This window comes from Streptomyces sp. NPDC101776, assembly GCF_044766845.1.
Taxonomy (GTDB): domain Bacteria; phylum Actinomycetota; class Actinomycetes; order Streptomycetales; family Streptomycetaceae; genus Streptomyces.
In genome coordinates this window covers 61,975-75,838 of sequence record NZ_JBIWMV010000023.1, presented here as the reverse complement: position 1 = coordinate 75,838, position 13,864 = coordinate 61,975, and the positions used below count along the sequence as shown (strand labels likewise).

11 protein-coding genes and 4 pseudogenes are annotated in these 13,864 nt (G+C 70.1%); 4 read left to right on the top strand and 11 right to left on the bottom strand.

The genetic code is table 11. The features are described from left to right. Positions 1–4: 4 nt before the first annotated feature. The 4 genes and pseudogenes from ACIRRY_RS43550 to ACIRRY_RS43535 all read right to left on the bottom strand — a co-directional run bounded on the left by ACIRRY_RS43550 (position 5) and on the right by ACIRRY_RS43535 (position 2,210). Complete coding sequence (locus tag ACIRRY_RS43550; protein ID WP_403984445.1) at positions 5–961, bottom strand: fumarylacetoacetate hydrolase family protein; 957 nt, start codon at positions 959–961, stop codon at positions 5–7. Positions 962–1,221: 260 nt separating this feature from the next. Then, a pseudogene (locus ACIRRY_RS43545) lies at positions 1,222–1,652 on the bottom strand (pyruvate dehydrogenase); the annotation flags it as partial. Next, positions 1,652–2,035: pseudogene (locus tag ACIRRY_RS43540) on the bottom strand (helix-turn-helix domain-containing protein); the annotation flags it as partial. The pseudogenes ACIRRY_RS43540 and ACIRRY_RS43545, both read right to left, overlap by 1 nt. A 31-nt stretch (positions 2,036–2,066) precedes the next feature. Continuing rightward, positions 2,067–2,210, bottom strand: coding sequence for a hypothetical protein (locus ACIRRY_RS43535; protein WP_403984599.1), 144 nt, complete (start codon positions 2,208–2,210; stop codon positions 2,067–2,069). Between the two features lie 48 nt (positions 2,211–2,258). Here ACIRRY_RS43535 and ACIRRY_RS43530 point away from each other — a divergent pair. Then, positions 2,259–2,660 (top strand): annotated as a pseudogene (locus ACIRRY_RS43530) (AbfB domain-containing protein); the annotation flags it as partial. 311 nt (positions 2,661–2,971) lie between these two features. Here ACIRRY_RS43530 and ACIRRY_RS43525 read toward each other — a convergent pair. The 5 genes from ACIRRY_RS43525 to ACIRRY_RS43505 are packed head-to-tail and all read right to left on the bottom strand — an operon-like array spanning position 2,972 to position 9,064. Next, on the bottom strand, positions 2,972–3,322 hold the full coding sequence (locus ACIRRY_RS43525) for a DoxX family protein (RefSeq protein ID WP_403984443.1): 351 nt from the start codon (positions 3,320–3,322) through the stop codon (positions 2,972–2,974). Next, complete coding sequence (locus ACIRRY_RS43520; RefSeq protein WP_403984441.1) at positions 3,319–5,319, bottom strand: acetoacetate--CoA ligase; 2,001 nt, start codon at positions 5,317–5,319, stop codon at positions 3,319–3,321. Before ACIRRY_RS43520 ends, ACIRRY_RS43525 begins: the two co-directional genes overlap by 4 nt. Then, entirely contained in the window at positions 5,316–6,941 is a 1,626-nt protein-coding gene (locus ACIRRY_RS43515) for a bifunctional 3-(3-hydroxy-phenyl)propionate/3-hydroxycinnamic acid hydroxylase (RefSeq protein WP_403984439.1), read from the bottom strand. Before ACIRRY_RS43515 ends, ACIRRY_RS43520 begins: the two co-directional genes overlap by 4 nt. 33 nt (positions 6,942–6,974) lie before the next feature. Beyond that, positions 6,975–7,913, bottom strand: coding sequence for a fumarylacetoacetate hydrolase family protein (locus ACIRRY_RS43510; RefSeq protein WP_403984437.1), 939 nt, complete (start codon positions 7,911–7,913; stop codon positions 6,975–6,977). Next, positions 7,910–9,064 carry a VOC family protein gene (locus ACIRRY_RS43505; protein WP_403984435.1) on the bottom strand — a complete coding sequence of 385 codons (1,155 nt, stop codon included), beginning with the start codon at positions 9,062–9,064 and terminating at the stop codon, positions 7,910–7,912. Before ACIRRY_RS43505 ends, ACIRRY_RS43510 begins: the two co-directional genes overlap by 4 nt. A gap of 159 nt (positions 9,065–9,223) precedes the next feature. Between ACIRRY_RS43505 and ACIRRY_RS43500 the strand changes: the two genes are divergently transcribed. Together ACIRRY_RS43500 and ACIRRY_RS43495 are read left to right on the top strand one after the other, a co-directional pair. Then, positions 9,224–9,859 carry a TetR/AcrR family transcriptional regulator gene (locus ACIRRY_RS43500; protein ID WP_403594958.1) on the top strand — a complete coding sequence of 212 codons (636 nt, stop codon included), beginning with the start codon at positions 9,224–9,226 and terminating at the stop codon, positions 9,857–9,859. Positions 9,860–9,875: 16 nt separating this feature from the next. Beyond that, positions 9,876–10,520 carry a TetR/AcrR family transcriptional regulator gene (locus tag ACIRRY_RS43495; RefSeq protein ID WP_403984433.1) on the top strand — a complete coding sequence of 215 codons (645 nt, stop codon included), beginning with the start codon at positions 9,876–9,878 and terminating at the stop codon, positions 10,518–10,520. 133 nt (positions 10,521–10,653) lie between these two features. Here ACIRRY_RS43495 and ACIRRY_RS43490 read toward each other — a convergent pair. Both ACIRRY_RS43490 and ACIRRY_RS43485 read right to left on the bottom strand, forming a co-directional pair. Next, positions 10,654–11,292 (bottom strand): annotated as a pseudogene (locus tag ACIRRY_RS43490) (DUF2993 domain-containing protein); the annotation flags it as partial. A gap of 51 nt (positions 11,293–11,343) precedes the next feature. Continuing rightward, positions 11,344–12,003 carry a TetR/AcrR family transcriptional regulator gene (locus ACIRRY_RS43485; RefSeq protein ID WP_403984431.1) on the bottom strand — a complete coding sequence of 220 codons (660 nt, stop codon included), beginning with the start codon at positions 12,001–12,003 and terminating at the stop codon, positions 11,344–11,346. Positions 12,004–12,178: 175 nt separating this feature from the next. On the opposite strand from ACIRRY_RS43485, the gene ACIRRY_RS43480 reads away from it, so the two are divergent. After that, positions 12,179–13,798, top strand: a complete 1,620-nt coding sequence (locus ACIRRY_RS43480; protein WP_403984429.1) for an MFS transporter — start codon at positions 12,179–12,181, stop codon at positions 13,796–13,798. Positions 13,799–13,864: the final 66 nt, after the last annotated feature.

Genomic DNA, 13,864 nt, shown 5'->3' with positions numbered 1-13,864 from the left:
CCGCTCAGGGCGTGGTGACGGTGGTGCGCTGGATGCCCAGGTCGATGGACCGGTCGGCGTTGTGGATGGCCGCGGTGATGACATCACCCGGCGTGAGGTAGGGCTTCTTCAGGTTCAGTCGGACGAACAGGGCCCACAGCTTGTCCTCGGGCAGCAGGGCGGTGGCGAGCCGTCGCACCAGGGCGGGAGGTGTTGTCGCCGCGCAGCCGTGGGGGGTGCCGGTGAGGAGGAGGTCACCGGGGCTGAGGTCGCAGAAGGTGGTCAGCTCCGTGAGGGTCTCGGCGGGGCGGTGGAGCAGGTTGGCGGTGCTGTCCTGCTGGCGGAGCTGTCCGTTGACCTCGAGACGCAGGCCGAGTTCGTCGAGGAGGGGGAACTCGTGGGGTTCCGGTACGGCGAGGAAGGGACCCACGGGGCAGAAGCCGCGGTAGCTCTTGCCCTTGAGGTACTGGCCCTGGGGCAGTTGGACGTCGCGGGCGGAGAGATCGTTGGCGATCGTCACGCCGAACACGTACTCGTGAAGGTTCTGGTCCGTGACTTCCTCAGGCTCGGTGACCTCCTTGCGCATGACCAGGGCGAGTTCGATCTCGTGGTCGAGGAGGCGTACGTGGCTCGGCCGTACGACAGACGCGTGCGGGCCGGTGAGGGAGGCGTCGGTCTTGTCGAAGAAGAGGTTGAACGCGCGGGCGTCGGGGTTCATCCCGGAGTCGATCGCGTGCTGACGGTAGTTGGTTCCCTGGCAGATCACCCGGCAGGGCCGCGTCACCGGGGACAGCAGTTCCACGTCGTCCAGGTGGAGGACTGCCGGCCGGCGGCTCGCGGCTCGCCAATCGTCGGTGCCGTGCCGGATGAGTTCCGTGGTGGTGCGGTAGGTGTCGCTCAGAGGCGAGAGCCCACCGTCGACGACGACACCCCACCTGTTGTCGCCGCCGTCGGAGCGGTAATGGGCCAGATGGGTGACCATGGGCGAGCCTCCGGGGTGGTGGTGGAACTGCCTTGCGGAAGTGGGGGTTTGGGGCTGGGCCGGGTCGGTCGGCTTCAGTCGACGAGGTCCAGGGCGGCGCACACGATCGCCGGCTCGTCGATGCGGTGGTGGCGGTACACGCTCGCCAGGTCGCCCGACTGCCCGAACCGGCTGACACCGAGGTGCGCAGCGGGAACGCCTTGCACTCCGGCGAGGAAGGCCAGGGTGTGCGGATGCCCGTCGAGCACCGTGACCAGGGCATAGCGTCGTGCCAGCGCGCCCCAGACCGGTGCCGTCGCCTCGATGCCGACCGATCCGGTCGAGTAGTCGGCCGGATCGGGGTCCTTGGTACGGCTGGGGTAGCTTTGCGGGCCGCCGAACTCACGCAGCGTCGTGAGGTACCTGGCGTCGAGACCGCCGAGAAGGTAATTGATCGCGTGCAGCACCGGTGAGGCGGGGGGTTTGACCGCGACGCGGTCCTGCGGCCGGAGGTGCTGGAACCACAGTGCGGTCATGACCGAGACCATCGACGCGCTCTATGCCTGGTGACCTCCGACCTCAGGCCCGAGGGGTTCTCGCACATGTTGTCGGCGTGGTCGACCATGGCGGACGAGAGCCACAGGACACGCCGCTCGACGGATGCGAGCGCCTCGGCCGGAAGGCGGGTCGGGTTGTTCGTGGCAGCCGGCATCACGGGCTCCTGGGCTCATGGCAAGGGCAGACGTACCGAGTCAGCGGCGTCGGGGATCGGAACGGACCCCTCCATGAAGCCCCGCGGCACCGTGCCGTCGCTTGGACCGCAGTGCAAACACATGCGCCCGGCTTGCACTCCAGCCACCTTGCGGGCCAGGAAGCCCGGTCATGACTGCCCGAGGACGGCTTCGATTCCGGATGGAGGACCGCCTCGCCGAGCTCCTCGACCAACGTCAAGGCGGCCTGGAGCTGCATGCGCCGCACGCTGATCTCCCTCCCGCGCAGCTGTTCCGCCCGCTGCACCCGGCAGGCGACCGTGTTGCGTGCGACGTGCAGGCGCTCGGCCGCGCTGCTGAGGCTGCGCTCCTCGGCCCGGTAGCACTTGAGCGTGGTCCGTACCGTGGCGGCGGACTCACCGGGACCCTGCCAGCGTGCCGAGCTCGCGTCGCACGAACTCGCGGGCCAGGTCGACGCGGTAGCTGAGCATGGCCACCAGGTCGAGTTCGCCGTAGTCGAAAAGCCAACGAGTACCGGACGGTCGACCGTCGGACAGCATGCCGACCCGGGCTGCTTCCCGCGTCTGAAAATGGCTGTCCCGGAAACCGACCGGCTCCAGTCGTTCAACTACCAGGACCGCTACGTGCGGCACACCAACTTCGACGTGCGCATCGACCCGAACGTCAGCCCCGACCAGGACGCCCAGTTCCGGATGAGGCCCGGCCTGGCGGGCCCCGGCACCGTCTCCTTCGAGTCGGTGAACTTCCCCGGGTACTTCCTACGGCACTCCGGATTCGACTTCCAGCTCATCCACAACGACGGCACCACAGCGTTCGCCGAGGACGCCACCTTCCGCCAGGTCGCCGGGCTCGCCGACTCCGCATGGCCGCCGTTCCAGTCGTACAACCACCCGGACCGCTACATCCGGCACTACGTCTTCCAGCTGCGGCTCGACCCGATCAGCACCGCGATGGGGCGCAGCGACGACACCTTCCGTTTGACGAGCTGACGCGACGCGATACCGGCGCCCCACCGCCATCTCTCGCTCGTTCCGGCGAGGAACGCCGGCACAGCTGCGACGTCGCCAGACAATCGATCTCCGCTCACACGCGGTCAAGGTCGCCCGTGGTGGATCATGCCGCCCTCGCCCATGAAGCGACTTCCGCCACCGCCTCAACGGCGTCGAACGGCAGGAGCCGACGGACATCAAGGAGCTTCCCACCTGAACCGGGAGACAGCCAACGCCTCAAGGCCACCCCGTCACGGATCCGGCGGGGTGGCCTTGAGCGTGGGAAGGGACCGTGTGTGGCGGTCCCGTGGTCAAAGGGTCGCCGACAGAGCGACGTATGCCGCCGCTGCCAGGGCCAGCACGGCGGCCGGCAGAGCCCGTACGGGCGGGTCGCCGTGGCGCAGGTGGACGGCGGCGGCTCCGGCCATCAGCAGTGCCAGCCCGGTCCCGGCGGTGATGCCGAGAGTGGGCGCGGTCAGTCCCAGCAACAGCCCGGCGACGCCGGCCACCTCCAGGACGCCGACGATGCGGTAGAAGCCCGGCGACATGTTGAAGTGCGCCGCCGCCTGGCGCATGACTGGCAGGGCGGCGATCTTCGCCACGCCCAACGGAAGGAGGATCAGGGCCAGGACGACCGCGGTGGTGATCTGCGCCGCTCTCACGCCGAGGCCTTTCCGCTGCGGCGTTCGGCGCCGAGACGGGCGTAGTAGTCGATGAGTTCCGGAGCGTCCAACGCAGCAGGGTTGACGACCTGCTCGACGGCGGCGCCCTGGAGCAGTCGTTTGACCGGGACCTCGAGTTTCTTGCCGGTGCGGGTGTGCGGGATGGCCGGGACCTCGATGATCTCGTCCGGGACGTGGCGGGGTGAGGCGCCGGTGCGGATGGCCTCCCGGATGCGGTCGCGCAGTGCTTCATCGAGGGTCACGCCGGCGGCGGGAACCACGAACAAGGGCATCCAGTAGCCGCCGTCCGGTTCCTCCGCGCCGATGACCAGCGCCTCGGTGATCTCCGCGAGGCGCTCCACGACGTCGTGGATGTCGGCGCTGCCGAGCCGTACGCCGTTGCGGTTCAGCGTGCTGTCGGAGCGGCCGTGGACGATCACCGAGCCGTGGGAGGTGCGGGTGATCCAGTCGCCGTGCCGCCACACACCGGGGTACGCGGAGAAGTAGGCGTCGTGGTAGCGGGTGCCGTCGGGGTCGTTCCAGAAGGACAGCGGCATCGACGGCATGGGGCGGGTGACGACCAGCTCGCCGACCTGGTTGACCACCGGCTGGCCCTCGGCGTCGTACGCGGCGAGTGCCGCACCCAGGTGCGGGGCCGACAACTCCCCTGCCCAGACAGGGGTGTTGGGTGCGCTCCCGGCGAAGCCGGAGACGATGTCGGTGCCGCCGCTGATGGAGGCGAGCAGGACATGACCGCCGACGTGGTCGCGGACCCACGGGTAGGCGGAGGCCGGCAGTGCGGAGCCGGTGCAGCCGACGACGCGGATCGACGACAGGTCGTGCACGGACGGGTCGATGCCGAACTTGGCCATACCCAGCAGGTATTGGGGGCTGGTGCCGAAGACGGTGACGCGGTGGCGGGCGGCGAGTTCCCACAGGAGGTCGGGGCGGGTGAGCGGGGCGGGGCTGCCGTCGTAGGTGCAGGTGGTCGCGCCGGTCAGGAGGGTGGAGGCGACCAGGTTCCACATCATCCAGTGGGTGGTGGTGTACCAGAGCAGTCGGTCGCCGGGGCCGAGGTCGGAGTGCAGGCCGAGGGTCTTGAGGTGCTCGATGAGGACGCCGCCGTGGCCGTGGACGATGCCTTTGGGTAGACCGGTGGTGCCGGAGGAGAAGACGACCCACAGGGGGTGGTCGAACGGCACGGGTGTGCACGCCAGTTGCTCGGTGCGGGTGGCGGCGTCCTCCCATGGCATGACCAGCGAGGGGTAGTTCCGCGAGGGCCAGGGCAGGCCGACGTGGTCGACCAGTACGGTGGCCTTCAACGTAGGCAGTGCGGTGGCCAGTTCGAGGGTGGCGTCGCGGCGGTCATAGGCGGTGCCGTTGAACAGGTAGCCGTCCGCGGCGATCAGGACGGTGGGTTCTAGCTGCGCGAAGCGGTCGGCGGCGGCCTTGGGAGCGTAGTCCTGGCCGCACACCGACCAGACGGCTCCGAGGCCGGCCGCGGCGAGGAACGCCACTATGGCGTGCGGGGTGTTGGGCAGGTAGCCGACGACCCGGTCGCCCATGCCCACGCCGAGGTCGCGCAGGGTCGCGGCGACGGAGGCGACCTGGGCGCGCAGTCGCTCCCCGGTGATCTCGTATGCCGAGCCGGTCTCGTCGAGGGCGACGATCGCCACCTCGTCGTCCGCGAGGTTGCGCAGGGCGTGGTGGGCGTAGTTGAGGGTGGCGCCCTCGAACCACCGGGCGCCGGGCATGGCCTCTTCGCCCAGCACCCGTTCGTACGGGGCGTACGCCTCGATGTCGAAGTACTCCCACACCGCGCCCCAGAAGCCCTCCAGGTCGGTGACCGACCAGCGATGCAGTGCGGCGTAGTCGGTGAGGTCGGCGTCGACCTCCCAGCGCTGGGAGGCCCAGCGGCCGAAGTCCACGATGCGGCTGGCGGTCGCGGCCTGCGGATCGGGGGTGAAGAAGGGGGTCGGATACGGCGTGGTCGTCACGTCATGCTCCTCAACAGGCTTTTCCCAATGATCCGTTGGGAAGGACGGGGGCTTCGGGTGGTGTGCAGCAGGGATGCCCAGCCGGCCGTGTCCGTGAAGTCGTGGCCGCCGGGCGGGACGACGTCCATCACGATCCGGTCCGGTCGCAGCAGTACGGCGTCCGCCCGCCCCTCGCGCAGCCATGCGGCGAGGCGGCCGTCGTCGCCGAGGCCGGCCACGGAGACGGTCCGGGCACCGAGGCCGTCGGCGACCGCCCGCAGCGAGGGCGAGGGCACGGCGGTCAGCATGGTGAAGGAGTCGCCGAGCAGGTCGTCGAGGCGGGAGCGCCGTCCGTCGACAGTCACCCACGGCTGGGGGCAGAAGGTGCCCGCGAGACCGCGGCCGCCCCGGCGGGGCCGACGGCGGACGAGCGGCCCCGCGGCCAGGGTGGGGCTGAGGTCGCGTGCGGCCGCCGTACTGAGACCGGGGACGCGGCACGCGGCGCTCAGGACGCCGCGGCGGACGGCCGCGGCGCCGTCCTGGCCGCCGGTCATGGCCCAGCCCATGGCGACCGCGAGCCGTATCAAATGGCGGGCGTGCGGCTTGCGTTCGCTTTCGTACGTCTCCAACAGCCGTTCAGCGGCGCCCTGTCGGAGGACGCGGGCGAGCTTCCAGGAGAGGTTGTAGGCGTCGCGCAGGCCGGCGCACAGACCCTGCCCGATGAAGGGCGGGGTCTGGTGCGCGGCGTCGCCGAGGAGGAAGACCCGGCCGTTGCTCCAGCGGTCCGCGATACGGGCCCGGAAGGTGTACTGCGCCTGCCGCACCAGTTCGAAGTCGGCACCGGGCGCGAGGTCCACCCAGGGGGCGGTCAGCTCCCGCAGCCGCTCGTGGTCCGGTTCCGAGTCGTCCGGCAGCCGGAACTCCCAGCGGTAGCGGTCCTCACTGACGCGCATGAAGGTGGCCGGCCGGTGCGGGTCGCAGATCTGCTCGACACCCTCCCAGCAGCGGACCGGGAGGCTGGTGCGCACGTCGATGACCGTCCAGCGTTCCTCGAAGCGCAGGTCCTCCCACATGGCACCGATGGCGTCGCGGGTGAGGCTGTTCGCACCGTCGCAGCCGAGGACGGCGTCCGCCCGCACGATGTGTTCGCCCTCGTCGTCGCGGTAGGCCACCCGGGCCGGACCGTCGCCGTCCTGTTCCACGCCGGTGACTTCCACGCCGCCGCGCAGCTCGCACTCCGGGGTGCGGCCGAGGGCGTCGCGGAGCACCCGTTCCAGCTCGGGCTGGTCGAACATGCTGGTCTGCGGGAAGCCGTGGGCCCCCTGTGCGGCGCGCGGGAACTCGGCCATCACCCGGTGCCGGGCGTCCAGCAGCCGCAGCCCCCGCGCGGGGCGCGCGATCGCGGTGAACTCCTCCTGCACACCCGCGGCCTGGAGGATGCGGCGCACCTCGTCGTCGGTGGCGACGGCGCGGGGCAGGGGGTAGACGTCGTGATGGCGTTCGAGGACGAGGGTCCTCACGCCACGCCGGGCCAGCAGGAGGGCGGCGGTCACGCCCACGGGTCCGGCTCCGACGATCACCACGGGTACGTGTCCCGGGCGGGGTGCGAAGTCCCGTGGTCCGGTGGCCTGGTCGGCGGTCATGTGCGGCTCACTTCGGGGATCGGTTCGCGTCGGTCATGTCGCGTCGGTGACGGGGGTGCGCTGCTCACCCAGGTCGATCCGCCCGTCCGGCGTGGCGATCGTCGCGGTGATCAGGTCGCCCTGGTGCAGGTAGCGCGGGTTCTTGGCCTGGTTCTTGAAGAACACCTTCCACTTCAGCGCGGGCGGCAGGAGCGCGCCGATCTTCTCCACGGCCTTCGGTGGAGCCTTCAGAGCCGTGCCGCCGGGAGTGCCGGTCAGCAGCAGGTCGCCGGGGGCCAGGGTCTGGAAGCGGGCGAGCAGCGTCAGCGCCTGTGCCGGGCGGACGATCATGTCGGCGAGGGTGCGGTCCTGGCGCAGGTCACCGTTGACGGACAGCTTCAGCCGCAGGTCGAGGAGGTGGGCGAAGTCCTCGGGCTCCAGCAGGGTCAGGTAGGGGCCGGTGGGTGTGAAGGTCGGGTAGGACTTGCTCTCGTAGAACTGCGTCTTGGTCAGCTGGACGTCGCGCGCGCTGACGTCGTTGGTGAGCACGAGACCGGCGACGTAGGAGGGAAGGTCCCGCTCCTCCACGACGGTGCCGACCGGAAGGGGCGCGCCCATGACCAGGCCGAGCTCGATCTCGTAGTCGAGGAATCTCACGTGCGGCGGGCGGACGATGCTCTCCTGCGGGCCGCTGACCGAGCCGGACGCCTTGCGGAAGAAGGCGGGCGGGATGTCGCCGGTGAAGCCCGAGTCGCGGGCGTGGCTGCGGTAGTTGACCATCTGGGCGACCACCCGGCAGGGGGTGGTGACAGGGGACAGGGCGACCAGGTCGGCCACGGGCGTGCCCGCCTCGCCCGAGTCGGCGGCCTCCGCTACGGCGGCCCGGTCGGCCAGTAGCTCGGCGGTGGTGACGGCCTTGGTGTCGATGCGGACGGCGCGCGCGTCGCGCACCACCCACCAGCCGTCGGCGGTGCGCAGGACGTCGGTGCTCATGAGTTCATCGCTTTCAGCAGGCCCAGCAGCCGCGCCGGGTCGAGTTCGTTGTCGCCGCGCAGGGCGTGCATGACCTCGCGGAGCTTGGCGGGGGACGGATTCGTACCGAGGAAGTCGCGGGAGGCGGGCGGCCCCCACTGGGCGAGTCCGCTGGCCGACATGGGCGACCAGCCGGGCTCGACGTCGCAGGGGAACAGGTCGCCGTCGGCGAAGTGCTCCAGCAGGAAGCGGTCCGGGTCACGCCAGTAGTCGAACAACTGGCTGCCCTTGACGTGCCGGCCGATCCCCCAGCTGCGCTCGTAGCCACGCTCGCCGAGGTACTCCCCGCCTGCGGCGATCGCGTCGAGGTCGGTGACCTGGTAGGCGGAGTGGACGTAGCCGTTGCCGGGGCCGAGATGCAGGGCCAGCGTGTGGTGATCGGCCGGCTCGCTTCCCAGGTCGCAGCGGATGAACGCCATCACCGGACCTCGGTCGCGCTGACCGTCCAGGAAGTGGAAGTCGCTGACGATCATGCCGAGCGTGTCCAGGTACCAGTCCAGAGCCCTTCGGAAAACGCGGGTCTCCAGCACTATGTGCCCGAGCCGCTGGACGCGCGACGGCTCCCGCGGTGGACGCTGCGTCGCGTTGACGCGGCGGTGATCCGTGCCGAAGTTGAGGAGCTGCGGCTGCTGTTCGGGCAGGGCGGGTAGTTCCTCGCCGCAGTGCACGACGCGTACGGGCAAACCGGACGGGGCGAGCAGGTCGACCGTCCGGCCGCCGCCCGGGACATCGGCCTCCCGCACCGCGTTTCCGGTGACGCGCGCCAGCCGGTCCAGGTCGGCGTGCTCGGCCGCGCGGAACGCCGGGCCGATGAAGCGGCTGGCACGTCCCTTGCGGATCACCATGCACGGTGAGCCGGCGAAGGTGCCACGCAGCCACAGGTCCCGCTCCGTGCGGGCGGCGACCTGGAAGCCGAAGTCCCGGGCGAACACCTCGGCCCGGTCCAGGTCGGGCTTCTCGAACTCCAGCCAGGCCAGGTCGGCGACCTTGATCACCGGGTTGCGGGACCGTCCGGAGTGCTCGCCGCGCAGGGCGCCTTGCTCACTGTGGAGGTCCTGATGGGCCGTCCTGACGTCGTGGTCACCGACTGCGTTGACGCGAGTTTCGGACATGGTGTCCTCCAAGCAACATTGCCGTAATGAGGAAATCATCAACCTTGACTCATGGATCGTCAATAGCGAGGGCGGGTATCAGTGATAATTGCATCAGATATGCACTGATTGCTTCATCAGATCTGTGGTGCAAGGGTTCTCGCAGGTAGACTCGCGCGTATGCCGACATCAGCCCCGCCCCGTAACCGCTTCGAACGGCGCCGCGCAGAGACCCGTCAGGCGCTCGTCCGCGCGGCCCGGCAGATCCTTGCCGAGACCGGCGACACCAGCGCCAGCATCCAGGCGATCGCCGAACGCGCCGACGTGGGCTTCGGCTCCTTCTACAACCACTTCGAATCGAAGACGGAGCTGTTCGACGCGGCCGTCGTGGACGCCCTGGAAGAGCTCGGCCAGACCTTCGACGAGCACCTGCGGGACGTGGACGACCCGGCGGAACTCGTCGCGGCGGGCCTCCGCCTCAGTGCGCGCCTGGCTGACTCCCGACCGGAACTCATGCAGGTCCTGCGCCACCGCGGCCTCGGCCACATCCACTCCCACTCGGGCCTGGCCCCGCGCGCCGTGCGGGACCTGGAGGCCGGCATCGCCTCCGGCCGTTTCACCACGGGGGACCCGACCGTCGCCCTGACCGCTCTGGGCGGCTCCCTGCTGGCGCTGGTGGAACTGCGGTTCGCCCGCCCGGATCTCGACGGCGACGAGGCGGCCTCGAACCTGGCCGAGATGCTGCTGCGGATGCTCGGCGTCCCGCCGGAGGACGCCCATGACGTGTCCCGGCGCCCACTGCCCGACATCGACTGACAAGGGACCGACCGCTGTGCCGAAACCTGTCGTCCGCGAACCGCTGCGAAGCAATTCGCGTTCCAACCGGGCCCGTATCCTCGCCACCGCCCGGCAGGAGCTGGGCCGGAACCCCGACGTGACCCTGGAGGAGATCGCGAGGGCCGCCGGTGTGGTCCGTCGTACGCTCTTCGGGCATTTCCCGGGGCGGGCGGCTCTCGTGGACGCTCTCGCCGACGAGGCGTCCGAGGCCCTGCGCGGCACCGCTGCCCACGCGCCCGGGACCGAGGAGACGCCCCAACGTGCCCTGGCCCGCTTCGTCCTGTCGATCTGGCCCGTCGGAGACCGCTACCGGCTGCTCCTCGCGCTCGCCCGCCAGGACCTGGGCACGGCACGCGTGTCCGAGATCCTCGCCCCGGCCCGCGACGAGGCGACGGCCATCCTTGAGCGAGGGCAGACGGAGGGGGCGTTTCACGACCACCTGCCGGCGCCGGTGCTCAGCGCCGCCCTGGAAGCCCTGACGCTCTCCCTGCTGGAGAGCGTCAACAAGGGAACCTGGGAGGACGACGGGACGCGCACCGCTGTCGCCACACTGGTCGCGGCGGGCGTGGCCGAACGGTCGGCGACCGAGATCGTGGACGACGTGGCGTCGGAGATGCGCGCCGAAACCGCCGACGGCTGACTCCACGGCGGCACCTCCCGGGGGCATCACGCGGACGACGAACTCGGGCGGAGGTGACCCCTTCACCCGTGAAGCGTGCGTTCACTCCGTCCTCCGTGGCGGCAACCGACCTCAGGTGCAGTCCCTCGGGGACGTTCTGCAGGGGGACGGGTTCTCGTAGTGCCGTGTCGACCAACGCCTTCGCGGGAGGTGTCAGTTCACCCTGGGTGACCCGGGCGTCGGTGAAGGCGATACGGTTCCCGCTCGCCGCCGATACGGCGGCGCTCACGGTCACCTCGCCGCCGAGCGGCAGGCGGACCTTCACGTCGACCCGGCCCGGCGCGTCTCCCGGCGAGACGTCCAGGCCCAGCGCGTTCGACATGTCCTCGTACGACAGGAACGCGATCGCCTCGACGCTGCGCGCGTGAGCCTCGTCGGCGCTCCCCGAAGTCCTCAGCCCGTCCAGGCCGACGGTCAGCTTTGTCACCGGTAGCGGCCTGCTCGTTCCACTTGCCGGGATGTCATATGCGGTGATGTCGACGTGTCGCAGGCTGCCCTCGGCCAGCTGTGTCAGTACAGGAAAACCACTGACGTGCACCGCAGGCTGCTCCGGGGTCTCCAAGCCCTCCTGGAACGCCTTCGCCGTACAGCTCTCCGCGCGGGCCGCGGCAACACGGTCGACGGCGACGGCGCCCACCAGCAACGCCGTCAGGGACGCCGCGGCGATGATCCTGCGCCGCCTCCAGGGGGCCGGCGAGCACGCGGCCCCATCGCTGCGACGAGTCTCACTCATGGGTTCTTCGCCGTGCTGGGACCGGTACATGGTCTTCCTCCCGGGGAGTGATCAACGGTGGTGCGAACCAGCCGGTGAGCCGGTTTCGAACGAGACTTCCCGTTGCTGACGGACCCGTGCGACCGCGAGGTCACCGTCCGCCCCCACCGCGATCAGGGCTGCCGTCGCGGAGCGCGTGCCGTCGTCGCGCCAGGTCCCCGCGTTCACACACTCCAGGAGTGCCAGCAGGTGTCCTTCGACAGCCCGGCTCAGTGGCCCGGGCGGGACGTTGCTCTGGAAGACACCTTGGCGCTGCCCCCGGGTGATGATCGCGGTCGCCATGTCGCGGGCCGGGGCGAGGAGTTCGTTCACGCGTTCCGTCCCCAGGTCCTGGGGCGAGAGCCTCAGCAGAGTGCGGTACCGGTCGCCGACGGGCCAGAGGGCCAGGACGAAGCGTGCCATGGCCGCGACGGCGTCGGGATCGGAGACTTTCACGGCCACCAGTGCGCGTCGCAGCGCCTCCGTGGCGTCCGCGACCAGCCCCTCGATCAGCGCGGATCGGCCGGCGAAGTGACCGTAGACGGTGCGACGTGCCACTCCGGCCGCCCCAGCGATGTGGCTGAGGCTGCTGTCGGGATCACGGCCGAGTTCCTGCCTCGCCGCTTCGAGGATGCGGGCCCGCGTGAGCTGTGGCCGGCGGTCTTCGTCGCCTGTGATATGCGGTCCAGTCATGTCAGACCTACGGTCGAGGGTGAGAGGGCATCTGCATACTTGCACATCTATGAGCAATAAACTAGACTGCACATTGATGGGCAATTAAGTGCCCCGTCTGTGATGTCGCGGTCACTTGCACCGCACCTGCCGACCCATCCCCTTTGAATTTGCCGCTTCGTCTGAGGAGGTCCCGATGCCGCTCTTGGTCAACACGCCCATCGAGAAGATGGCGGAGCCCTATGCGCGGCGATGGTGGGCCTTGCTGGTGCTGTGCCTGAGTCTGCTGATCGTCGTCATGGCGAACACGTCGCTGATCGTCGCCGCGCCGGACATGACGAAGGACCTCGGCCTGTCCAGCAGCGACCTGCAGTGGGTCATCGACGGCTACACCGTCCCGTACGCCGCACTGATGCTGTTGCTGGGCTCGATCGGCGACAAATACAGCCGTCGCGGCGCGTTGATCCTGGGTCTGCTGATCTTCGCCGCCGGCTCGGTGATGGGCAGTCTGGTCGACGAGACCGGACTGGTCATCATCGCTCGCGCGATCATGGGCGTGGGCGCCGCCGTCGTCATGCCGGCCACCCTCTCCCTGCTCGTCGCGATCTTCCCGAGGGCGGAGCGCGCCAAGGCCATCACGGCCTGGAGCGCCACCTCCGGACTCGCCATCGCCGCCGGTCCGCTGTCCGCCGGTTGGCTGCTGGAGAGCCACGCCTGGGGCTCGACCTTCCTGATGAACGTCCCCCTCGCGGTCCTCGGCGTCGTCGGAGCGCTGCTCCTGGTACCGCCGTCGAAGGCGGAGAAGATGGGCGGCATCGACTATGTGGGCGGTCTGCTGTCGATCGTCACCGTCGGCAGTCTGGTCTACGCGACCATCGAGGGCCCCCACTTCGGCTGGGGCACCGGCCCGATCACCGCGGCCGTGGTCGCCGGCGTCGGCCTGCCGGCCTTCGTCGCCTGGGAACTGCGCCACCCCCACCCCATGCTGAACGTACGCAAGTTCAGGGAGCGTCCCTTCAGCGGTTCCATGCTCGCGGTGCTGTTCTTCTTCTTCGGCACCTTCGGCTCGATCTACTACTCCACCCAGTTCCTGCAGTTCGTCCTCGGCTACAACGCGCTCGACACCGGCATACGGCTGGTGCCGCTGGCCGGAGCCGTGTTCCTCGGCGCCGCGGTGACCGGGCGAATCGCCCCGAAGCTGGGCGCGAAGCTGGTGGTGGGGGCGGGCATGGTGCTCGGGACCACGGGCGCCCTTCTGCTCACGCGGATCGAGTCGGGCTCGACCTACGCCGACTTCCTGGCCCCGCTGCTGCTGCTCGGCTTCGCGATCGGTCTGAGCGTCTCACCGGCCACGGACACCATCATGGGCTCGTTCCCGGAGTCGGAGCTGGGCGTCGGCGGCGGGGCCAACGACACCGCGCTGGAACTCGGTGCCTCCCTGGGCATCGCCATCCTCGGTTCGCTCCTCGCCACGTCCTACAAGGACAAGCTGACCGACCTGATCGGCGGTCATCTCCCGGCCGCCGCGATGGACACCGCCAAGGACTCGGTGGGCGGCGGTCTCGCCGTCGCCGAACAGGTCGCGAAGGAGCCGGGCGGCGGACCCCAGCAGGCCCAGACCCTGGTCGGCGCGGTCCACGAGTCCTTCGCCCACGCCATCGCCCACACCAGCCTCATCGGCGGGATCATCATGGCCGCCGGAACCGTGATCGTCCTGCTGGTCCTGCCCGGCCGCCGGTCCGTCGGCAAGCACCACCAGGAGCCGGTGGCGGGGGAAGCCGACCGCGACGAGGAGCACGCCGACGCCACGCATTGAGTGGATCCGAAGCTCAGGGGCAGCGACCCCTGGGCTTCCGTGGCTCCCGTGCCGTTGGGGAAGGTG